A 21,464-nucleotide genomic window follows, 5' to 3' on the forward strand; every position below is an offset into this window, starting at 1 on the left:
GCGATAACCCGTCTCCGACATAATTCAGCGGCATTCTGAGGGGGTATGATACGACGTAATTTATCGTAACGAAGTCACCTTTTCAGGAGTCCAAATTATGTCTTCGGATGCTGATGCTCACAAAGTGGGCCTAATCCCCGTCACCTTAATGGTATCGGGGAATATTATGGGTTCAGGGGTATTCTTACTCCCTGCCAACCTGGCGGCCACTGGCGGGATTGCAATCTACGGATGGCTGGTCACTATCATCGGCGCCCTGGCGCTGTCGATGGTTTATGCCAAAATGTCGTCCTTAGATCCCAGTCCCGGCGGTTCCTATGCCTACGCACGCCGCTGCTTCGGGCCGTTTTTGGGCTATCAAACGAACGTGCTGTACTGGCTGGCATGCTGGATCGGTAATATCGCGATGGTCGTTATCGGCGTCGGCTATCTGAGCTATTTCTTCCCAATTCTGAAAGATCCGCTGGTATTAACGCTTACCTGCGTCGCGGTGCTGTGGATTTTTGTGCTGCTGAACATCGTCGGGCCGAAAATGATTACCCGCGTACAGGCCGTCGCCACCGTACTGGCGCTGGTGCCTATCGTAGGGATTGCGGTCTTCGGCTGGTTCTGGTTTAAAGGCGAAACCTATATGGCGGCCTGGAACGTGAGCGGCATGAATACCTTCGGCGCGATTCAAAGCACGTTGAACGTCACGCTATGGTCATTCATCGGGGTAGAAAGCGCCTCCGTTGCGGCCGGTGTGGTCAAAAACCCGAAACGCAACGTGCCTATCGCCACCATCGGCGGGGTACTGATCGCCGCCGTCTGCTATGTGCTCTCCACAACGGCGATTATGGGGATGATCCCCAACGCGGCGCTGCGTGTATCGGCATCGCCTTTCGGTGACGCGGCGCGTATGGCGCTGGGCGATACCGCAGGGGCTATTGTTTCCTTCTGTGCGGCAGCAGGTTGCCTGGGCTCTCTCGGCGGCTGGACGCTGCTTGCCGGTCAAACCGCAAAAGCGGCGGCGGACGATGGTCTCTTCCCGCCGATCTTCGCGCGGGTTAATAAAGCCGGTACGCCAGTGGCTGGGTTGCTTATCGTCGGCGTGCTGATGACTATCTTCCAGTTCAGCAGTATGTCGCCGAACGCCGCGAAAGAGTTTGGTCTGGTCTCCTCCGTGTCGGTTATCTTCACCCTGGTGCCTTATCTTTACACCTGTGCTGCGCTGTTGCTATTGGGCCACGGTCACTTTGGTAAAGCGCGCCCGCTGTATCTGCTGATCACCTTCGTCGCGTTTGTGTATTGCATCTGGGCGGTCATCGGTTCCGGCGCCAAAGAAGTGATGTGGTCGTTCGTCACGTTGATGGTGATCACCGCGCTGTATGCGTTGAACTACAACCGCATTCACAAAAACCCGTATCCGCTGGATGCGCCGGTTAAACAGGATTGACCACGTGTAGTTAATGTTATCGCAACAGGCCGGATAGCGCAGGTTATCCGGCCGCCACCAACATTAAGTTCTTAAGGTTCACTTAATTTTACTTTGTCACGATTAGCGTCACCGAATCGATGGACGCATCAACATGTTAAAGCGCTTTCTTAAAAGACCTGTTCTTGGGCAAATCGCCTGGCTTCTGCTTTTTTCCTTTTATATTGCCGTCTGCCTGAACATTGCGTTCTACAAGCAGGTACTACAAGACCTACCGTTAAACTCGCTGCGCAATGTGCTGGTGTTTATTTCCATGCCGGTCGTCGCGTTTAGCGTGGTCAATAGTGTGCTGACGCTGGCCTCATTTATTTGGCTAAACCGACTGCTGGCCTGCGTTTTTATTCTGGTCGGCGCTGCCGCGCAGTATTTTATTTTGACTTACGGCATCATCATCGATCGCTCCATGATCGCCAATATGATGGATACCACGCCCGCGGAAACCTTTGCGCTGATGACGCCGCAAATGGTGCTGACGCTGGGATTAAGCGGCGTTCTGGCAGCCGTGATTGCCTTCTGGGTCAAAATCCGTCCGGCGACGCCGCGCTTACGTAGCGGGCTTTACCGCCTGGCCAGCGTCCTGATCTCTATTTTATTAGTTATTCTGGTCGCCGCCTTTTTCTATAAAGATTACGCCTCGTTATTTCGAAATAATAAACAGTTGATCAAAGCGTTAAGCCCATCGAACAGTATTGTCGCCAGTTGGTCATGGTATTCGCATCAACGGCTGGCGAATTTGCCGCTGGTACGCATTGGCGAGGATGCCCATCGCAATCCATTAATGCTGAAAGGCGATCGCAAAAACCTGACGATTCTCATCGTTGGCGAAACCTCGCGCGGCGATGATTTCTCTCTTGGCGGCTATCCGCGCGACACCAATCCGCGGCTGGCGAAAGACGATGTGATCTATTTCCCGCATACCACCTCTTGCGGTACGGCGACCGCGATCTCCGTTCCCTGCATGTTTTCTGATATGCCGCGCAAACATTATGACGAAGAGCTGGCGCATCACCAGGAAGGGCTACTGGATATTATCCAGCGCGCGGGGATTAACGTACTGTGGAATGATAATGACGGCGGCTGTAAAGGCGCATGCGATCGCGTTCCGCATCAAAATGTCACCGAGCTAAACCTGCCCGGACAATGTATCGACGGCGAGTGCTACGATGAAGTGTTATTTCACGGTCTGGAAGACTATATCGACCATTTGAAAGGCGATGGCGTTATTGTATTACATACCATCGGCAGCCACGGCCCAACCTATTACAACCGTTATCCACCGCAGTTTAAAAAATTTACCCCAACCTGTGACACGAACGAAATTCAGAACTGTTCCCAACAGCAGTTGATCAACACCTATGATAATACCGTGCTGTACGTGGACTATATTGTAGATAAAGCCATTAACCTGCTGAAATCTCATCAGGATAAATTCACCACCAGCCTGGTCTATCTTTCCGATCACGGCGAATCATTGGGTGAAAATGGCGTTTATTTACACGGTCTGCCGTATTCCATTGCGCCGGATACGCAAAAACATGTCCCGATGCTCATTTGGCTTTCTAAAGATTATCAACAGCGTTATCAGGTGGATCAGGCCTGCCTGCAAAAACGGGCGAGCACGCTGGATTATTCACAGGACAATCTTTTCTCAACCATGCTGGGATTAACCGGCGTACAAACGACGTATTACCAGGCCGCAGATGATATTCTGCAACCGTGCAGGAGACTAAGCGAATGAAGATACTGATTGTTGAAGACGACACGCTATTATTACAGGGGTTAATACTCGCCGCGCAAACCGAAGGCTATGCGTGTGATGGCGTTTCGACAGCGCGTGCCGCCGAGCATAGTCTGGAGTCTGGTCATTACAGTCTGATGGTGCTGGATTTAGGGCTGCCCGATGAGGATGGCCTGCATTTCCTGACGCGAATCCGACAGAAAAAATACACCCTGCCGGTACTCATTCTGACCGCCCGCGATACGCTCAATGACCGCATTACCGGGCTGGATGTCGGCGCAGATGATTATCTGGTTAAACCCTTCGCCCTAGAGGAGTTGCACGCCCGCATCCGCGCGCTGCTGCGCCGCCATAATAATCAGGGTGAAAGTGAACTGACGGTTGGCAATCTGACGCTCAATATAGGCCGCCATCAGGCATGGAGGGATGGACAGGAGCTGACCCTGACGCCTAAGGAGTACGCGTTGCTCTCACGGTTGATGCTCAAGGCAGGCAGTCCGGTGCACCGGGAAATTCTTTATAACGATATCTACAACTGGGATAACGAACCCTCGACCAACACTCTGGAAGTGCATATACATAATTTGCGCGACAAAGTCGGCAAGTCGCGCATTCGCACGGTTCGCGGGTTTGGCTACATGCTGGTTGCCACTGAGGAAAGCTAAGTGAGCCTGATGCGTTTTCAGCGAAGAGCGATGACCCTTCGCCAGCGTTTAATGCTGACAATTGGTCTTATTCTGCTGGTGTTCCAGTTAATCAGTACCTTCTGGTTATGGCATGAAAGCACTGAGCAAATCCAATTGTTCGAGCAGGCGCTGCGGGATAATCGCAACAACGATCGCCATATCATGCACGAAATTCGCGAGGCGGTCGCCAGCCTGATCGTCCCCGGCGTATTTATGGTTAGCCTGACGCTGCTAATTTGTTACCAGGCGGTACGGCGTATTACCCGTCCGCTCGCCGAACTGCAAAAAGAGCTGGAAGCGCGGACGGCGGATAATCTGGCGCCGATCGCCATTCACAGCTCCACGCTTGAGATTGAGTCCGTCGTCTCGGCGATCAATCAACTGGTTACGCGTTTGACCACCACGCTCGACAATGAACGCCTTTTTACCGCCGATGTGGCCCATGAGCTACGCACGCCGCTGTCGGGGGTGCGTTTGCACCTGGAATTATTGTCAAAAACCCACAATGTTGATGTCGCGCCGCTTATCGCCCGTCTTGACCAGATGATGGATAGCGTCTCCCAGCTTCTGCAACTGGCGCGCGTGGGCCAGTCATTCTCTTCCGGGAATTATCAGGAAGTAAAACTGCTGGAAGATGTGATCCTCCCCTCCTACGATGAGCTGAACACCATGCTGGAAACGCGCCAGCAAACTCTGTTGCTGCCGGAAAGCGCGGCGGACGTGGTGGTGCGCGGTGATGCGACGTTACTGCGTATGCTGTTGCGAAATCTGGTGGAAAACGCGCATCGCTATAGCCCTGAAGGAACCCATATCACTATCCACATTAGCGCCGACCCCGACGCTATTATGGCGGTCGAAGACGAGGGGCCGGGTATTGATGAAAGCAAATGCGGGAAGCTAAGCGAAGCGTTCGTGCGGATGGACAGCCGTTATGGCGGAATTGGCCTGGGGCTGAGTATCGTCAGCCGCATCACCCAACTACATCAGGGACAGTTTTTCCTGCAAAACCGTACGGAAAGAACAGGCACCCGTGCCTGGGTGCTGTTGAAAAAGGCATAACAGGCGTTTAATACGTCGTGACCCACACATAGATAAAACTGCTGACAATCAGCACACTACACAGGGTCGTCAAACTTTTATAAATATAGCTTTTCATGACGCTCTCCTCCAAAGGTATGGAGGAGAGTATGCCCGCGAGAGATTAAGCGAACCTTAAGCGCGAAATTTATTCATCGATACGCGGATGTTGCTGTACCAGACGCGAACGTTTGACCTGCAGCTCCGCAATTTCCTGATCGATGTCGTCGATTTTCTGCTCAATATTATCGTAATGCTCGCCCAGAATTTCCTTCGCTTCCTGGATGTCCGACGCCGCTGGCGTTGCGCCTTTTAACGGACGATTGGCCGTCTCTTTCATGGAAATACCGGTAATCAAGCCTATCACCGCGATGACCATCAAATAATACGCCGGCATCATCAGATCCTGCGAGCTTTCCACCAGCCAGGCCGCCAGCGTTGGCGTCAGACCGGCAATCAATACAGAGATATTAAAAGCCGCCGCCAGCGCGCTGTAACGAATATGCGTCGGAAACATCGCCGGCAATGTCGAGGCCATCACCCCGGTAAAGCAGTTCAGAATCACCGCCAGCATCAACAAACCGGCAAAAATCAGGCCAATAACGTTACTGTTAATCAGGATGAAGGCCGGGATCGCCAGCGCGAACAGCGCAATGCTGCCCATAATCACAAATGGACGTCGACCGAAACGGTCGCTCAGCAGCCCCATCACCGGCTGCACAAACAGCATCCCGATCATAATGGCGATGATAATCAACACGCCGTGATCTTCAGAATAGTGCAGGTTATGCGACAGGTAGCTCGGCATGTAGGTGAGCAGCATGTAGTAGGTCACGTTGGTGGCAATCACCAGACCGATACATGACAACAGGCTACGCCAGTGTTTGGTGGCAATCTCTTTAAAGGAGACTTTCGGCCCATCCTGCAACCCTTCGCGGTCGCCCTGCTCCAGTTTATCCACGTGCTGCTGAAACGCTGGCGTCTCCTCCAGCGCATGGCGTAAGTAGAGACCAATAATCCCCAATGGCAGGGCGATAAAGAACGGAATACGCCAGCCCCACTCAAGGAAATTCTCCTCGCCGACAATCGTCGAGATCAAGACCACCACGCCCGCGCCCAGCACGAACCCGGCGATGGAACCAAAATCCAGCCAGCTTCCCATAAATCCGCGTTTACGATCCGGCGAATATTCCGCGACAAAGATCGACGCGCCGGTATATTCCCCGCCAACCGAGAAGCCCTGCGCCATTTTACACAGCAACAACAGTATTGGCGCCCAGATACCGATCGTCGCGTAAGAGGGGATTAACCCGATACAGAAGGTACTGATCGACATAATCACAATCGTGATCGCCAGGATCTTCTGGCGCCCGTATTTATCGCCGAGCATACCAAAGAATAACCCGCCGAGCGGACGAATCAGGAAGGGAACGGAAAACGTGGCCAGCGCGGCAATCATTTGAACGCTGGGATCGGCGCCGGGGAAAAAGACTTTACCCAACGCGTAGGCAACAAATCCATAAACACCAAAATCAAACCACTCCATCGCGTTGCCCAGCGAGGCGGCGGTAATCGCTTTGCGAAGTTTACCGTCATCAATGATGGTCACATCGCCCAGTGTAATCGGTTTTATTTTTTTCCTTTTCAGCATAGCTGTCCTCATAGGCTAAGCCCTGTAGCGCTATATACGGCGGGCACTGGCATACCGCGCCAGCGTCGCCGTCGAGCGGAGGGAGGGGCGCGAACGCTATCCCTCATACAAGCGTAGCAGGTTTACTTACACTGTCCGGTTACGGACTGTACAACCGAACCTGTTGACGCCTGAATGGGCAGTTAATGACCTTTTTACCCTAACAGGGTTTAAATATGTGATCAACTTCACACATATATGTCAATTCGGTCAAAAGGTGTAAACAAGGACGCCCTAATGCGCTGTGGTGACAGTAAAAAGCGGTTATTCGAGTGTAAACCATTGCTGACTGGCGTGGCGCAGACCCTTTTATAAAAGCGGCAATAGTCCCGACAACGCTAAGGATTTTGTGTATAATTGCGGCCTTTTTCGGCGATCTGCCATTTTTGGGCGCGTTTGCCCCCGCTGACTTTTTGAGGATACCAACATGTCATTACCCCACTGCCCGCAATGTAACTCCGAATATACCTACGAAGATAACGGCATGTTCATCTGCCCGGAATGCGCTCACGAATGGAACGATGCGGAACCCGCTCAGGAGAGCGATGAGCTGATTGTCAAAGACGCCAACGGCAACCTGCTGGCAGACGGCGATAGCGTCACCATCGTGAAAGATCTGAAAGTAAAAGGCAGCTCTTCCATGCTGAAAATCGGCACCAAAGTGAAGAACATTCGTCTGGTTGAAGGCGACCATAACATCGACTGCAAAATCGATGGTTTTGGCCCGATGAAACTGAAATCCGAGTTCGTGAAAAAGAACTGATTTACCGTGTCATTGCCCGGTAGCGCCTTGCTTACCGGGCCTGAGCGGCCCTGCCACCGACAATATTGTGCCAATTTCGAACTACACTTAACGAGCATCTCTTACCTGAGGTAACCATCATGCCGTTAAGTCCCTATCTCTCTTTTGCCGGCAACTGTGCCGACGCCATCGCGTATTATCAACAAACGTTAGGCGCAGAACTGCTTTATAAACTCAGCTTCGGTGAAATGCCCCCCTCGGCGGCGGATAACGAAGAGGGTTGCCCGTCAGGAATGCGCTTTCCCGATACAGCTATCGCCCACGCCAACATGCGCATTGCCGGCAGCGATATCATGATGAGTGATGCCAGCGCGTCGGGAAGGGCGCATTATTCCGGCTTTACGCTGGTGCTTGATACCCAGGATGTAGCAGAAGGGAAGCGCTGGTTTGATAACCTTGCCGCACAAGGGCAAATCGAAATGGACTGGCAGGAGACCTTCTGGGCGCAGGGTTTCGGCAAGGTCAGCGATCGTTTCGGTGTGCCGTGGATGATTAACGTGGTTAAACATCAGCCTGCCACCTAACTCCCCGGGAGGCTCGCCCTCCCCCTTGCCATCAGAGTGATCTTTGGCTGCACGTTATCCGCCGTTTAGCTGTCATAGAATAAATAATGACGGTAGTTTGCTACAGTCTGGCGAAAGATGGTTGATCCTGATGAGGCGTCGGGAGGACGTTATGCCAGTCTGTGAATTACGCCACGCGACAACAGAGGATACCGATTCTGTTTACGCGCTTATCTGTGAGTTACTTAAAAATGAGCTTGATTATCAGGCTTTCAGGGATGGATTCGCCGCTAATTTACTGGACCCCAACGTTCATTATCGTTTAGCGCTGCGCAACGGAGAGGTAGTCGGCATGATCAGCCTGCATATGCAGTTTCATCTCCATCATGCCAACTGGATTGGCGAAATTCAGGAGCTGGTGGTATTACCGCCGATGCGGGGACAAAAAATTGGCAGTCAGCTTCTGGCCTGGGCAGAAGAAGAAGCACGTCAGGCGGGTGCGGAGCTAACGGAGCTTTCCACAAATATTAAACGCCGCGATGCACACCGTTTTTATCTTCGCGAAGGTTACAAGCAAAGTCATTTTCGGTTTACGAAAGCATTGTGATCTGGCAGCCGTCATCAGGAGATAAGGCATAACGTAATCAGCCGTCACCGGGTGAAGTAGCGGAGCCATCTCAATTCTACTGTCGGCAAGCCTGGATAAAGGTTAAACGGGCTGACTCGCTTCTTTAGCAAAAATGGCCCTTTTAAGTTGTAGAAATGTAAATTTATTGTCAACGAACTACACTTTTCTCTTTGGCATCACCGGGAGGGTTGCCTGAAAATCCCGGGATGAGGTTTTCTTAGAAGGACAGTGACGTTATGTTCGCAGCAATCATTATCGGTATTTTTATTATCAGCGTCATTTATGCGCATTCACGCGGTGTGGAAAAACAAAAACTTTCCCGTCAACTCTTTGACCACTCGACGTTTATGGCGCCGATCAATATGTTCATGACTCGCTTCTCAACGTTACCGGCAAAGCAGCCGTACTTTGATACCACGGCATTTCCAGAGCTGCAGAAGCTGACGGAAAACTGGCAGGTGATTCGTGAAGAGGCGCTACGGCTTCAGCATCACATAAAAGCCGCGCAGGCCAATAACGACGCCGGATTCAACACCTTTTTCAAGCGCGGCTGGAAACGGTTTTACCTTAAATGGTATTCCGATGCCCACCCGTCGGCGGAAACGTTATGCCCGATAACGACAAAGCTGGTCAACAGCATCCACTCTATTAAAGCGGCGATGTTCGCCGAGTTGCCTCCCGGGGCCTATCTGGGAAAACATCGCGACCCCTATGCCGGTTCAGTACGTTACCATCTTGGATTAAGCACACCGAATGACGACCGCTGTTTTATTGAAGTTGATCGACAGCGCCATAGCTGGCGCGACGGCAAAGCCGTCATCTTCGACGAAACCTACGTTCATTGGGCGGAAAATAAAACTGAGCAGACGCGTATTATCCTCTTTTGCGATATTGAGCGCCCAATGAAATGGCGCTGGGCGCAGAGCGTAAACCACTGGGTCGGCGCATCGTTGATGTCCGCCGCCAGTTCGCCAAACGACGAGAACGATCGCACCGGTGCGATTAATCGCATCTTTAAATACGTTCACGCAGCACGCGATGCCGGGCAACGTCTGAAAAAGAAAAACCGCACTCTCTATTACGCGCTGAAATATCTCGTTATTGCTGCTATTTTTGCCGCGATAATCCTTTTCAGCCTCCTCTGAAGCCGGGCCGCGGTATGGAACTGCCTGCCGCGGCCTGTTCTATCCTGGCGTTAGTCTCAAAGCGTTCCCTGGCCTTGAGTCTATCCATCCGGATAATTTCCACTTCAGGCATAGCAGATTGCCGGATAGCGGCTCCGCCTTATCTGGCCTGCGCTCCGCGTTTCTCCCCATAATAAATGTCATGCGGCATTTTCTTTCGACACGTCAAAACTGACGATAGCCTGTTTTTCGTCAGGGTTTTGAACAAAATTCGCCCGTAATATCAGGGAAAGCCCATACTAAAAAAGTGGCATAAAACATGCATACTGAGGGCGACAGCGCGTATGCGCGATTTGATTAACTGGAGCGAAACCGATGAAAAAAGTCGTCACGGTTTGCCCGTATTGCGCATCAGGTTGCAAAATCAATCTGGTGGTCGATAACGGCAAAATCGTCCGGGCTGAGGCGGCGCAGGGGAAAACCAACCAGGGTACCCTGTGTCTGAAGGGCTACTACGGCTGGGATTTTATTAATGATACCCAGATCCTGACCCCGCGCCTGAAAACCCCAATGATCCGTCGCCAGCGTGGCGGCAAACTGGAATCTGTTTCCTGGGATAAAGCGCTCAATTACGTCGCTGAACGTTTGAGCGCCATCAAAGCGAAGTACGGTCCGGATGCAATCCAGACAACCGGCTCCTCTCGCGGTACCGGAAATGAAACCAACTATGTAATGCAAAAATTCGCACGCGCCGTTATTGGTACCAATAACGTTGACTGCTGCGCTCGCGTCTGACACGGCCCATCGGTTGCAGGTCTGCACCAATCGGTCGGTAACGGCGCAATGAGTAATGCGATTAACGAAATTGATAACACTGATTTAGTGTTCGTCTTCGGGTATAACCCGGCGGATTCCCACCCTATCGTGGCGAATCATGTGATTAACGCTAAACGCAACGGGGCGAAAATTATCGTCTGCGATCCGCGCAAAATTGAAACCGCGCGCATCGCTGACATGCATATCGCGTTGAAAAACGGCTCGAATATCGCGCTGCTCAACGCCATGGGGCATGTCATTATTGAAGAAAACCTGTACGACAAAGCGTTTGTCGCCAGCCGTACCGAAGGTTTTGAAGAGTACAGTAAGATTGTCGAAGGCTATACGCCGGAGTCCGTCGAAGAGATCACTGGCGTGAGCGCACAGGAAATTCGTCAGGCGGCGCGGATGTATGCCAGCGCGAAAAGCGCAGCGATCTTGTGGGGGATGGGCGTCACCCAGTTCTATCAGGGTGTGGAAACCGTGCGTTCACTGACCAGCCTCGCGATGCTGACCGGCAACCTCGGCAAGCCAAGCGCGGGCGTTAACCCGGTTCGCGGCCAGAACAACGTTCAGGGCGCGTGCGATATGGGCGCGCTCCCGGATACTTATCCGGGCTACCAGTACGTTAAGTTCCCGGAAAACCGCGAGAAGTTCGCTAAAGCCTGGGGCGTAGAAAGTCTGCCTGCGCATACCGGCTATCGCATCAGCGAGCTGCCGCACCGTGCGGCGCATGGCGAAGTGCGCGCGGCGTACATTATGGGTGAAGATCCGCTGCAAACCGATGCGGAACTCTCTGCAGTACGTAAAGCGTTTGAGGATCTGGAACTGGTCATCGTGCAGGATATCTTCATGACCAAAACCGCGTCGGCGGCGGATGTGATTTTACCCTCCACCTCCTGGGGCGAGCATGAAGGCGTCTTCTCTGCGGCTGACCGTGGCTTCCAGCGCTTCTTTAAAGCCGTTGAACCGAAGTGGGACCTGAAAACCGACTGGCAGATTATCAGTGAAATCGCCACCCGGATGGGCTATCCGATGCACTACAACAACACCCAGGAGATCTGGGATGAGTTGCGTCATCTGTGCCCGGATTTCTACGGCGCCACTTACGAGAAAATGGGCGAGCTGGGCTATATCCAGTGGCCGTGCCGCGACACGTCGGATGCCGATCAGGGAACCTCGTACCTCTTTAAAGAGAAGTTCGATACCCCCAACGGTCTGGCGCAGTTCTTCACCTGCGACTGGGTAGCGCCTATCGATAAACTCACCGAAGAGTACCCGATGGTACTGTCGACGGTGCGCGAAGTCGGCCACTACTCCTGCCGCTCAATGACCGGTAACTGTGCGGCGCTGGCCGCGCTGGCCGATGAACCGGGCTATGCGCAAATCAATACCGCCGACGCCGTGCGTCTGGGCATTGAAGATGAAGCGCTGGTGTGGGTTCATTCGCGCAAAGGTAAAATCATCACCCGCGCGCAGGTCAGCGATCGCCCGAACAAAGGGGCGATTTACATGACCTACCAGTGGTGGATTGGCGCCTGTAACGAGCTGGTGACTGAAAACCTCAGCCCGATTACCAAAACGCCGGAGTACAAATACTGCGCCGTACGCGTTGAGCCGATCGCCGATCAGCGAGCCGCCGAGCAGTATGTGATTGATGAGTACAACAAGCTGAAAACCCGCCTGCGCGAAAGCGCAATGGGTTGATCTGCCGGATGGCGGCATCAGAATGCTTTATTCGGCCTGCGTCTACTGTAGGCCTGATAAGATGCATTAGCATCGCGATCAGGCATTTTCCCTATAACAGCCTCCGCCCGGAGGCTGTTTTTTTATCCATACGATCTCTTTATACTGTCTTTTCCGTACCCTAAATAAAATTCAAAATGAAACTACTTCTTGCATTGATGTTGTTTATGACATTCTTTGCCCATGCCGCAGATCCTGAGCCGGGTAGCCAGTATTTGCAGGCAGCAGAGGCAGGTGACAGACGCGCGCAATATTTTCTGGCCGACAGTTGGTTGAGCTATGGCGATTTGAACAAAGCTGAATACTGGGCGCAAAAAGCCGCCGACAATGGCGACGCCGACGCCTGCGCGCTACTGGCGCAAATCAAAATCACTAATCCGGTAAGCCTGGATTATCCCGACGCGAAAAAGCTGGCTGAAAAGGCGGCTAACGCGGGCAGTAAAGCGGGAGAAATTACGCTGGCGCGGATCCTGGTTAACACCCAGGCCGGGCGTCCGGACTACCCAAAAGCCATCTCGCTGCTGCAAAAGGCCTCTGAAGATCTGGATAACGACTCCGCGGTGGATGCGCAAATGTTGCTTGGCCTGATTTACGCCAACGGCGTGGGCATTGCCGCCGATGATGAAAAAGCCGCCTGGTATTTCAAACGCAGTTCCGCTATTTCCCGTACCGGCTATTCAGAATACTGGGCGGGAATGATGTTTTTAAACGGTGAACCGGGCTTTATTGAAAAGAACAAGCAGAAGGCGTTGCACTGGTTGAATCTAAGCTGTCTGGAAGGGTTTGATACCGGTTGCGAAGAGTTCGAAACGCTAACAAATGGCTGATGTTTATTGCCGGATGAACGTAGTCGTTGTAGGCCTGATAAGCGTAGCGCCATCAGGCAACCCGGAGCAGGTTGCGGATGGCAGCGTGAACGCCTTATCCGGCCTACATTTTCTTTCTTTGTAGGCCGGATAAGCAAAGCGCCATCCGGCAATCCGTTATTGGGCGGTTTTATCAAATTTGCCCAGCACATCGCGCTCATAGGCCAGCGCTTTTTTGCGGTCAAACTTGTGTTCCCACTTGGCGATCACCAGCACCGCCAGCGCATTCCCCACCACATTTAGCGCAGTACGCGCCATGTCGAGGATACGGTCGACACCAGCGATAAACGCCAGCCCTTCCAGCGGAATGCCCACGCTTCCCAGCGTCGCCAGTAACACCACGAAGGAAACGCCAGGCACGCCGGCAATCCCTTTCGACGTCACCATCAGCGTCAGCACCAGTACAATTTCCTGCCACAACGACAGGTCGATACCGTATAGCTGCGCGATAAAAATGGCGGCGATGCTCTGGTATAACGTGGAGCCGTCGAGGTTAAATGAGTAACCGGTCGGTACCACGAAACTGGTGATAGAGGCTGGCGCGCCGTAAGCTTCCATCTTCTCGATAATGCGCGGCAGTACGCTCTCGGAGCTGGCGGTCGAGTACGCCAGAATCAATTCATCTTTCAGAATGCGAATCAGAATCCAGATACTTAACCCGCACAGGCGCGCCACGATGCCCAGCACTACAAGCGCAAAGAAGATAATGGCAAAGTGTACCAGCAGCACCAGTTTCGCCAGCGGCCACAGCGACGCGAAACCAAAATTCGCCACCGTGACGGCGATCAGCGCAAAAACGCCCACTGGCGCATAGCGCATCACCATATGGGTGACTTTAAACATGGTCTCAGAGATGGAACGAAATACCGTCACCAGCGGTTCGCGGTGCGTTGCCGGCAGGGATGACAACCCCAGCCCAAACAGGACCGAGAAAAAGATAATTGGCAGCATATCCCCTTTGGCCATCGATGCGATGATATTGGTCGGCACCAGCGACAGTATCGTCCCCATCAGCCCATGCGCATGACTTTGTACTTCCGCCGTGGTGTTCTGGTATTTCGAAATATCGACGGTCGCCAGTTGCGACATATCAATGCCTGAGCCTGGCTGAAAGACATTCGCCAGCGTAATGCCGAGGATAATCGCCACCGTGGTGATCAGTTCAAAATAGAGAATGGTTTTGGCGCCGATACGGCCTAGCTGTTTCGCATCGCCAACGCCGGCGATGCCGACAATCAGAGTCGAGATCACGATCGGCACGACGATCATTTTAATCAGGTGGATAAAGATATCGCCAGCAGGCGACAGCAGGTTGGCAATCAGCCATTCACGACTGTCACTGTGATAATGCAGATAGCTGCCCAACAGAATGCCCAGCACCATAGCCAGCAAAATTTGCCAGGCCAGGCTGACTTTCAAATTTTTCATAACAACAGACTTCCTCGATGAAGCGTTGCTCTCCGCCGAAAGCATGAGAGCAATACATACTGAAAGGGTATGATTTGTGTTGCGTTGGTTTGTAGAGTTTTTTAACGCGCATAATCAGTATCATTTGCATAGCGTCTTGCGCAACCCTTTCATAACAGGGCTTTTGGCTGTTTTTATGCATAATAACGCGAGTTTATGGCGTTAATGATGAATAACTATTTGTTATGGAAAGTTTTTTACTTCGTCAAAAACGAATAATACACTGAGGTAATTAATTTTTACTTGTGTCTCATTCGCCGTTTTTTTAAACAGCACACATGACAAAAGTCACAAAAAAGAAAAAATTATTTCTGCCGATTTTGTAACAATTTAGCCAAATTAATGGCCTCTACCAGCTGCGCGCGGTTCACTCGCGGCGAGTTGGCATCCAGTAAGGTTTGCCACAGCGACACGGCTTGCGCATAATCCGCCTGCATAAACGCATCCGCCGCCAGCAGCATCTGCGCGGTCACTTCTGTCGCATCCAGCGCTAACGCTTTATTAATCATTTCACGCGTCGCAGGCGTCATATGTTGCCCGGCCTGGTAATACAGCACCGTTGCCAGCGCGGCGAAAAGCTGCGCGTTATCGCCTCGCAGACGCAACGCCTGACGATATGCCAGCAGCGCATTGTCATACGCATTGCGATAGAGATAATACTCGCCCAGCCGCGCCCATTGCTCGCTATCCTGCGGATTGGCGCGGATTTTTTCTTGCAGCCTGGAAAGCTGCGCCTCTGGCGTTTGCGGGTTCGAAAAGTCACGTAGCGGATCGGCCAGACGCTGTTGCTCGCTACGCACAGCCTGCCATTTCGGCGTCAACAGATAGCCGCCGACACAGGCAGCCACCATCAACACCGCCGCAGCCGCCAGACGCTTTACGGGCATGGGACGTAACGGCGCAGTGGAGTGTTCAGACTGGCTCATTGTTCCCCCTTTTCTGCGTGCTGACGCTTTCTCACCCGCCAGGCCACCACACCCACCAGCAATAACAGCAGGTACGGCAGCGTCCACAACAGCAGCGTTTGCTCATTCAACGGCGGGTTGTAGCGTACGAAATCACCATAACGGTCGGTCATCCAGGCGGTGATTTCCGCTTCGCTTTTACCTTCGGCCACCATGCTGTAAACCTGATGGCGCATACTGAGCGCCACGGGCGCATTGGATTCCAGCAAATTCTGGTTCTGACACTGCGGACAGCGCAGTTGACCGGCAATAGATAGCGCTTTTTCCTGCTGTTGTGGATTGTCAAAGCGCCAGGTATCCACCACCTGGGCGTGGGTGCTAAAAGGCAGAAAAATCAGAAAAGCCACAAGTAACATCGTCTTGCCGGATGGCGGCGTAAACGCCTTATCCGGCCTACCATGCTTTTCACTCGTAGGCCTGATAAGCGCAGCGCCATCAGGCAATAACTCAGGATGCTTCCTCCCCCGCCATCCGCTCAGCAGCGCGCCAAACACCATCAACAATCCCCCTCCCCAGATCCAGCGCACGCCAGTCTGCACGTATAAGCGCATGGCGTAACGGTCCGGTCCGGTTTTTTCTCCCATCACCGCGTACCAGTCATGCATCAGATTCCAGCGGATACCCGGCTCCATCATCTGTTGACGACGCGCGGCATAGAAGCGCCTTTCGGGCTGCAGGCTACCGATACGCTGCTCATTTTGCCACAACGTGATCAGCGCTTTTTCACTGGTGTAGTTGCCTTTGGCTTCCAGATCCAGACGCTCAAAGCGGAAAATGTAGCCCGCCAGTACCACCTGCTGACCGGGGCTGAGGTTAAGGCTGATTTCATGCCGACTGCCGCTGGAAACCATGATCCCGGCGGCGAAGATAAATACGCCCGTATGCGCCAGCAACGCCGGAAGCTGACAACGCACAGAGACTTTGCGGCTTCTGATTGTCGCCAGCACGATAACTACCAGCATCAGCAGGCCAAACGGCAGCGTGACGCGATTAAAATAGGGCGCGCCCACCGAAAGCCTTCCCCAGCCCATCAAACCATAAATCATGGGGTAGAGCGTCCCGACCAGCACGATCAACAAGACGGCGCTAAAGAGCAGCAGCGTCGCCAGAATGAGCGTTTCGCACTTTCCGCCGCCCAAACGCGTCGCCGGATACGGCTCCCGCGCCCGCCAGCCGTACAGAACAAGCGATGCCAGACTTAACGCGGCAAAAAGGGTAAACAGCGGCACCGCGCGCACGTTATCCAGCGCAAAGGCATGTACCGAAACAAGAATGCCGGAACGCACAATCAGCGTTCCCAGCAACGAGAGGATCAGCGTCAGTATCGCCAGCAGCAACGACCAGTGACGGAAGCTCCCGCGCTGGCGGCTGACATACAGACTGTGCAGCAACGCGCTGGCGGCAAGCCACGGCAACAACGAGGCATTTTCCACCGGGTCCCAGAACCACCAGCCGCCCCAGCCCAGTTCGCAATACGCCCACCACGATCCGAGAATGATCCCCAGCGTCAGAGCGCACCAGCCGGGTAACGCCCAGCGCCAGCACACCCAGGCGGTTGCCGCGTTAAAGCCGCCGCACAGTAGCGAGGCCAGCGCTACGCTCGCCGCGGTCATCAGGCCGCCATAACCCAGATAGAGCAGCGGCGGATGTAAGATCAGCCCCAGATGTTGCAGCATGGGATTAAGGTCGCGCCCTTCCATGGCGGGAGGGAAAATACGCAGGAACGGATCGGACCACAGCACAATAAATAGCAGCAGCGAGGCCATAATGAGGGACAAGATGCTCAGGGTCAGTGGAAAAAGCGCGTCAGATTCATGCCGGGAGCGCCAGGCGAATAGCGCCGTCCACCCCGAAAGAAGCAGCGCCCACAGCAGGAGCGAGCCTTCATGACCGCCCCATACCGCCGCCAGTTTCAGTCCCCATGACAACTGACTATGGCTATGCTGCGCAACATAAACGACCGAAAAATCGCTGGTCAGAAAACAGCTAACCAGAATCGCAAACGCCAATAGCAGCAGCGTGAACGCCGTCCACGCGCCGCAGGTCGTCAGGCGCATGACGCCGCGCCAATGCTGCCCCATCCCGCACCACGTCGCCAGCGGGGTCAACACGTTGACCCCGAGACTCAACAACAGCGCCAGAAATCCGGCTTCAGGAAGGAAGATGTCCAGATTATGCAACCGTTAGCTGTCCCGCATAAAGAATGAAAAAGCGCAGCAGCAGCACGCCGGTCAAACTGGCGCCGCAAACGGCCAGCACGCCGTGAAACGTGACGCTACGGTTTGCCCAGGGCTTCAGCAGCAGCGGGATAATCAATCCCAGCCCTACGACCCCAAGCCAGAACCACCAGCTCCAGAATCCGCCGCCCAGCGCCGCCGCCAGCGCGCGCATTTTGCCGTCATCGCCCAGCGCCAGCCCGATAAAAAAGGCCGCCAGCAGGAAGATCTCCAGCCATACCACTGGGGTTTCCATGCGATGTACAAAGCGCGCCTCGGTGCTGTGCGGGTTGCTACGATGGCGTAACGCCATAGCGATCAGCGCCACCGCCGCGCCGGAGGAGATGCCGGAGAACAGGAACAGCGCCGGCAGGATCGGGTTATTCAGGAACGGATAGGATTTCAGCGCCGACAGCAGAAAGCCGGTGTACGCCCCGAGCAGGGCCGCCAGCACCAGCATTAACGTCTCCAGCGCGCGATGAAACGGCGTTATTAGCGCCAACACTTTCTGCACGATCTCTAACCGCGGCAGCCAACGCTGCTGCAGGGCAATCACCTCTTTTTCAAAGATTTTCGCCAGCCACAGCACCAGCACTACCATGTACAACTGGAACAGCATCACCCCCATCGACATCACCGAGGTAAAGCTGTAGTGGAACATCAGCTTCCAGAAGGTCCACGGGCGCGTCAGGTGAAAGACCAGAATCAGCAGACCAAGAATAATCGCCCCCGGCCCTAACACCAGCGTAGTGCGCAGCAGCGTACTGTCCGAACCGCCCGCCTCCGGATGGAAGCGGCGCAGCAGAATCGCCAACGTAACCAGTCCGGCGGAGATGCCAATCAGAAACAGATAGATGGCGATGGGCCAGTCCCACACCAGTGATGCAAAATGAAATGCAGAAGCGGATGTCATTGGCTCACCTCCCCATAGTTAAAGGGAACGCGGTAGACCTTCGGTTTTGTGCCCAGCGCCAGCTTGTAACGATAGGTGGTTTTCTGCCGCAACAAACGGGAAATATCGCTGTTGGGATCGTCCAGATTACCAAACGTCAGCGCCTTCGTCGGGCATGACTCAACGCAGGCGGGCTGTTTGCCCGCTTTCAGGTTGGTTTTCCGGCAGAAATCGCATTTATCCGCCGTCTTACTGACCGGATGGATAAAGCGCACGCGGTAGGGACACGCGGCAATGCAGTACTGGCAGCCGACGCAAAGGTCCGGATTCACGTCGACAATACCGCTGGCGGCATCGCGGAATGATGCCCCCGTCGGGCAGACGTCAACGCAGGGGGCATGGTCGCAATGCTGGCACGAGTGGCGGAAGAAGCGATACTTCACATCAGGAAACGTCCCCTGCGGCTCGCTGCGAATAATCGTCAGGTGCGATACGCCTTCCGGCACGGTGTTGACTTCCCGACAGGCATCCATGCAGGCCGTGCAGCCGATGCATAATGACTCATCGTGTACCATGCCATAACGCACGCCGTTAATATTCAACGTGTTCGCTACAACGCGTCCTGCCATCCCACTGACCGCCGCCAGCGCGCCGACGCGGGTAATAAATTGACGTCGGGTGCAACTCATGGCTGCTCCTTAAGCAACGGAACGGACGCCGGGTTAAAGTTCGGGTTAGTACGCTGATCGCTGTGGCAATCCACGCATATTTTGATCCGCCCTTTCTCGCTTAGCGTCTGCATCGTGTCTTGCTGCGGATGCAGGGAATGGCAACTGGCGCAGGTCACTTTAGTAACATGAACATCGTGCGGCCAGAACGCTTTTTGCAGTTGTTCAGGCAAGTGGCAGGACATACAGACGCTGTTCTGCTGCTCTACCGTATACATCGGGTCGTTAAAACGCATCACATCTTTCACCCCTTCACGGTGGTGAAGCGACGGTTGACCGTGGCAGTTGGTACAGGTTATCGGCAATTTATTGTTCGGGTTGATAGCGCCCGTATGTTTACCGTGCATACCTTCGGTGTCCGGTTTGTGACAGTCCAGACAGGCAGCATCCGGATTACGCTGCTGGGTGACCGTCCAGCGTTGATCCGACTCCTGCGGCGTTGGCGTGGCAGTAATTCCACTCAGGCTCCAGAACAGGCCTGACGCCAGCACCCCAGCAGTTAATAACGAACGTAATACGCTCATATTCACTCCGTTGAGTTATCCACCCCTTACGGGGCGGAATGGGGTTATTGGCTTAACAGACCGTTTTTACGCGCCTGATCTTCCCACTGCGGTACGACCGTTTTCAGGAAGTCCTGCTTCTCCGCGTTGATTTGTTGCATATTCAAACCAATCGCTTTCTGCGCCTTCTCTTTCGTCGAAATATCCGGCAGCGAAATTTCATGGGTAATGCCTTTGGTCGCCAGCAGTCTCGCCAGTTTAGTACGAGCATCCGCGGCTTTATCCATCGCACTGCCTAACATCCGTAGACCTTCTTCCGGGGCATGCATATGAATACCGTGTGACGCAATCGCCAGATCCCAACGCCACTGCGCGTGACGAATATCGTTCAGAATCGGTTTCATTTCCGCGTCTGTCGCCCCCGCATCCCATGCGGCTTTCGCTTCGAAGTGCGCATGTACCAGCTGATCTTCAACCTTGATTTTCAGGTCATGAATCGCCTGTTTACGCTCGGCGACCACTTTTTGCAGGGACGCTTTGTCCTGGGTGTGGCAGTTGGCGCAGGTTTGCGCGAAATTGTCGAACGGGTTGCCGATTTTATGGTCGGTGTAGAGCTTGCCTTCGGCGTTCTGTACTTTCGGCATGTGACAGTCGATACAGGTCACGTTGTTCTTACCGTGAATGCCCGCGCTCCAGGTTTCATATTCCGGGTGCTGCGCTTTGAGCATCGGGGTTTTCGACAGAGAGTTAGTCCAGTCAGAGAAGGCGATAGTGTCGTAGTATTGCTCCATATTTTCGACCTTCATGCCCTCATCCCACGGGAACTTAACGGCTTTGTTTTTACCGTCAAAGTAGTACTCCACGTGGCACTGACCGCAGACCATCGATTGCTGATCAAATCGTCCCGCTTTATCAAACGGTTTGCCGATAGCCTCCATCGCCCGTTCGGCATAGGGGCGCGACAACGTTAACGCTGGCTTCCCCTGGGCGAAATCGTCCGACGCGGTGTTATGACAGTCGGCACAGCCCAAATCGTTGACAATTTCCGGGCCGCCGCGCGCCCATTTGCCATGGAAGTAGCCGTCTTCGCCTTCTTGTTGGATAAGGCGCGCGACATCGGGGCTTTTACAACTCCAGCAGGCCATCGGCAGCGGGCCGTCTTCCGCCGTTTTTGGCGCGCCGGTACGCAGTGTTTCGCGCACGTCAGTTACCGCATACGCGTGGCCGCGTGGTTTGTTGTAATCACGGGAGAAGGGATAGCCCGCCCACAGGATCACCAGACGAGGGTCTTCCGCCAGCGCATCTTCACGGGCAGACTGTTCTGACGTCGCTTTCCATGACTGATATTGGTCGGGGTGTTGAGGCGCGAACATTTCATTTTTCGCTTCAACAGTAACGGTTTTTGCGGATTCAGGCGTTTGCTCAGCGTAAACAGAGGTAATGAAGAAAAAAGGAAATATAAGGCTGAAGAAACGGCGTGCGCGTAGTGTTTTCCTTGCCATAGAGGTCTCATCCAGATTGCGCCATTATCTTTAATGGCGAT

19 protein-coding genes are annotated in these 21,464 nt (G+C 53.8%); 10 read left to right on the forward strand and 9 right to left on the reverse strand.

Annotated elements, in window-relative coordinates; translation table 11 throughout:
- Window positions 1-97: 97 nt before the first annotated feature.
- The 4 genes from adiC (at window position 98) to pmrB (ending at window position 4,957) form a co-directional block, all read left to right on the forward strand.
- Window positions 98-1,435 (forward strand): arginine/agmatine antiporter, encoded by a 1,338-nt coding sequence (gene adiC / locus J4728_RS10815; RefSeq protein WP_000093130.1) that lies wholly within the window; start codon window positions 98-100, stop codon window positions 1,433-1,435.
- A gap of 133 nt (window positions 1,436-1,568) precedes the next feature.
- Window positions 1,569-3,212 carry a phosphoethanolamine transferase EptA gene (gene eptA, locus J4728_RS10820; protein ID WP_000919290.1) on the forward strand — a complete coding sequence of 548 codons (1,644 nt, stop codon included), beginning with the start codon at window positions 1,569-1,571 and terminating at the stop codon, window positions 3,210-3,212.
- The gene (gene pmrA / locus J4728_RS10825) at window positions 3,209-3,877 is read left to right on the forward strand and encodes a two-component system response regulator PmrA (RefSeq protein ID WP_000697899.1); all 669 of its coding nucleotides are present in this window, start codon (window positions 3,209-3,211) and stop codon (window positions 3,875-3,877) included. The genes eptA and pmrA overlap by 4 nt, the downstream gene beginning before the upstream one ends.
- Window positions 3,878-3,886: 9 nt before the next feature.
- Window positions 3,887-4,957 (forward strand): two-component system sensor histidine kinase PmrB, encoded by a 1,071-nt coding sequence (gene pmrB / locus J4728_RS10830; RefSeq protein ID WP_001212189.1) that lies wholly within the window; start codon window positions 3,887-3,889, stop codon window positions 4,955-4,957.
- 7 nt (window positions 4,958-4,964) lie between these two features.
- On the opposite strand, the gene pmrR is transcribed toward pmrB, so the two are convergent.
- Window positions 4,965-5,054, reverse strand: a complete 90-nt coding sequence (gene pmrR, locus J4728_RS10835) for an LpxT activity modulator PmrR (protein WP_000844399.1) — start codon at window positions 5,052-5,054, stop codon at window positions 4,965-4,967.
- Between the two features lie 69 nt (window positions 5,055-5,123).
- The gene (gene proP, locus J4728_RS10840; RefSeq protein WP_000919710.1) at window positions 5,124-6,626 is read right to left on the reverse strand and encodes a glycine betaine/L-proline transporter ProP; all 1,503 of its coding nucleotides are present in this window, start codon (window positions 6,624-6,626) and stop codon (window positions 5,124-5,126) included.
- 466 nt (window positions 6,627-7,092) lie between these two features.
- Here proP and J4728_RS10845 point away from each other — a divergent pair, with 466 nt between their 5' ends.
- The 6 genes from J4728_RS10845 (at window position 7,093) to yjcO (ending at window position 13,111) form a co-directional block, all read left to right on the forward strand.
- Window positions 7,093-7,428 carry a zinc ribbon domain-containing protein YjdM gene (locus J4728_RS10845; RefSeq protein ID WP_000056482.1) on the forward strand — a complete coding sequence of 112 codons (336 nt, stop codon included), beginning with the start codon at window positions 7,093-7,095 and terminating at the stop codon, window positions 7,426-7,428.
- A gap of 119 nt (window positions 7,429-7,547) precedes the next feature.
- Window positions 7,548-7,991 (forward strand): VOC family metalloprotein YjdN, encoded by a 444-nt coding sequence (gene yjdN, locus J4728_RS10850; protein ID WP_001131299.1) that lies wholly within the window; start codon window positions 7,548-7,550, stop codon window positions 7,989-7,991.
- 151 nt (window positions 7,992-8,142) lie between these two features.
- A complete protein-coding gene (phnO, locus tag J4728_RS10855) occupies window positions 8,143-8,577 on the forward strand; it encodes an aminoalkylphosphonate N-acetyltransferase (RefSeq protein ID WP_001526214.1) in 435 nt (144 codons plus the stop codon).
- Between the two features lie 257 nt (window positions 8,578-8,834).
- Window positions 8,835-9,743 carry a lipid A hydroxylase LpxO gene (gene lpxO, locus J4728_RS10860; protein WP_208211729.1) on the forward strand — a complete coding sequence of 303 codons (909 nt, stop codon included), beginning with the start codon at window positions 8,835-8,837 and terminating at the stop codon, window positions 9,741-9,743.
- A 354-nt stretch (window positions 9,744-10,097) separates the two neighbouring features.
- Window positions 10,098-12,245, forward strand: a complete 2,148-nt coding sequence (fdhF, locus tag J4728_RS10865) for a formate dehydrogenase subunit alpha (RefSeq protein ID WP_208211731.1) — start codon at window positions 10,098-10,100, stop codon at window positions 12,243-12,245.
- Window positions 12,246-12,421: 176 nt separating this feature from the next.
- Window positions 12,422-13,111, forward strand: coding sequence for a Sel1 family TPR-like repeat protein YjcO (gene yjcO, locus J4728_RS10870; RefSeq protein ID WP_000771449.1), 690 nt, complete (start codon window positions 12,422-12,424; stop codon window positions 13,109-13,111).
- A gap of 156 nt (window positions 13,112-13,267) precedes the next feature.
- On the opposite strand, the gene gltP is transcribed toward yjcO, so the two are convergent.
- The 7 genes from gltP to nrfA all read right to left on the reverse strand — a co-directional run bounded on the left by gltP (window position 13,268) and on the right by nrfA (window position 21,423).
- Entirely contained in the window at window positions 13,268-14,578 is a 1,311-nt protein-coding gene (gltP, locus tag J4728_RS10875; RefSeq protein ID WP_000793278.1) for a glutamate/aspartate:proton symporter GltP, read from the reverse strand.
- 344 nt (window positions 14,579-14,922) lie between these two features.
- Complete coding sequence (gene nrfG, locus J4728_RS10880; RefSeq protein ID WP_000083228.1) at window positions 14,923-15,543, reverse strand: heme lyase NrfEFG subunit NrfG; 621 nt, start codon at window positions 15,541-15,543, stop codon at window positions 14,923-14,925.
- Window positions 15,540-17,762 carry a heme lyase NrfEFG subunit NrfEF gene (nrfEF, locus tag J4728_RS10885; protein WP_208211733.1) on the reverse strand — a complete coding sequence of 741 codons (2,223 nt, stop codon included), beginning with the start codon at window positions 17,760-17,762 and terminating at the stop codon, window positions 15,540-15,542. The genes nrfG and nrfEF overlap by 4 nt, the downstream gene beginning before the upstream one ends.
- Window positions 17,755-18,711: a cytochrome c nitrite reductase subunit NrfD gene (gene nrfD, locus J4728_RS10890; RefSeq protein ID WP_208211735.1), complete on the reverse strand. Its 957-nt coding sequence runs from the start codon at window positions 18,709-18,711 to the stop codon at window positions 17,755-17,757. The genes nrfEF and nrfD overlap by 8 nt, the downstream gene beginning before the upstream one ends.
- Window positions 18,708-19,379 (reverse strand): cytochrome c nitrite reductase Fe-S protein, encoded by a 672-nt coding sequence (gene nrfC / locus J4728_RS10895; protein ID WP_208211737.1) that lies wholly within the window; start codon window positions 19,377-19,379, stop codon window positions 18,708-18,710. Before nrfC ends, nrfD begins: the two co-directional genes overlap by 4 nt.
- Complete coding sequence (gene nrfB / locus J4728_RS10900; protein ID WP_208211740.1) at window positions 19,376-19,942, reverse strand: cytochrome c nitrite reductase pentaheme subunit; 567 nt, start codon at window positions 19,940-19,942, stop codon at window positions 19,376-19,378. The genes nrfC and nrfB overlap by 4 nt, the downstream gene beginning before the upstream one ends.
- A gap of 44 nt (window positions 19,943-19,986) precedes the next feature.
- Entirely contained in the window at window positions 19,987-21,423 is a 1,437-nt protein-coding gene (gene nrfA / locus J4728_RS10905; RefSeq protein ID WP_000101772.1) for an ammonia-forming nitrite reductase cytochrome c552 subunit, read from the reverse strand.
- Between the last annotated feature and the right edge of the window lie 41 nt (window positions 21,424-21,464).

Origin of the sequence: Salmonella sp. 32070601201500089SM (assembly GCF_017573605.1) — a bacterium.
In the GTDB taxonomy this organism is placed as follows: Bacteria; Pseudomonadota; Gammaproteobacteria; order Enterobacterales; family Enterobacteriaceae; genus Salmonella; species Salmonella enterica.

Coding starts and splice junctions, on each gene's coding strand:
- adiC (WP_000093130.1), top strand. CDS start 98: ATGTCTTCGGATGCTGATGCTCACAAAGTGGGCCTAATCCCCGTCACC.
- eptA (WP_000919290.1), top strand. CDS start 1,569: ATGTTAAAGCGCTTTCTTAAAAGACCTGTTCTTGGGCAAATCGCCTGG.
- pmrA (WP_000697899.1), top strand. CDS start 3,209: ATGAAGATACTGATTGTTGAAGACGACACGCTATTATTACAGGGGTTA.
- pmrB (WP_001212189.1), top strand. CDS start 3,887: ATGCGTTTTCAGCGAAGAGCGATGACCCTTCGCCAGCGTTTAATGCTG.
- pmrR (WP_000844399.1), bottom strand. CDS start 5,054: ATGAAAAGCTATATTTATAAAAGTTTGACGACCCTGTGTAGTGTGCTG.
- proP (WP_000919710.1), bottom strand. CDS start 6,626: ATGCTGAAAAGGAAAAAAATAAAACCGATTACACTGGGCGATGTGACC.
- J4728_RS10845 (WP_000056482.1), top strand. CDS start 7,093: ATGTCATTACCCCACTGCCCGCAATGTAACTCCGAATATACCTACGAA.
- yjdN (WP_001131299.1), top strand. CDS start 7,548: ATGCCGTTAAGTCCCTATCTCTCTTTTGCCGGCAACTGTGCCGACGCC.
- phnO (WP_001526214.1), top strand. CDS start 8,143: ATGCCAGTCTGTGAATTACGCCACGCGACAACAGAGGATACCGATTCT.
- lpxO (WP_208211729.1), top strand. CDS start 8,835: ATGTTCGCAGCAATCATTATCGGTATTTTTATTATCAGCGTCATTTAT.
- yjcO (WP_000771449.1), top strand. CDS start 12,422: ATGAAACTACTTCTTGCATTGATGTTGTTTATGACATTCTTTGCCCAT.
- gltP (WP_000793278.1), bottom strand. CDS start 14,578: ATGAAAAATTTGAAAGTCAGCCTGGCCTGGCAAATTTTGCTGGCTATG.
- nrfG (WP_000083228.1), bottom strand. CDS start 15,543: ATGAGCCAGTCTGAACACTCCACTGCGCCGTTACGTCCCATGCCCGTA.
- nrfD (WP_208211735.1), bottom strand. CDS start 18,711: ATGACATCCGCTTCTGCATTTCATTTTGCATCACTGGTGTGGGACTGG.
- nrfC (WP_208211737.1), bottom strand. CDS start 19,379: ATGAGTTGCACCCGACGTCAATTTATTACCCGCGTCGGCGCGCTGGCG.
- nrfB (WP_208211740.1), bottom strand. CDS start 19,942: ATGAGCGTATTACGTTCGTTATTAACTGCTGGGGTGCTGGCGTCAGGC.
- nrfA (WP_000101772.1), bottom strand. CDS start 21,423: ATGGCAAGGAAAACACTACGCGCACGCCGTTTCTTCAGCCTTATATTT.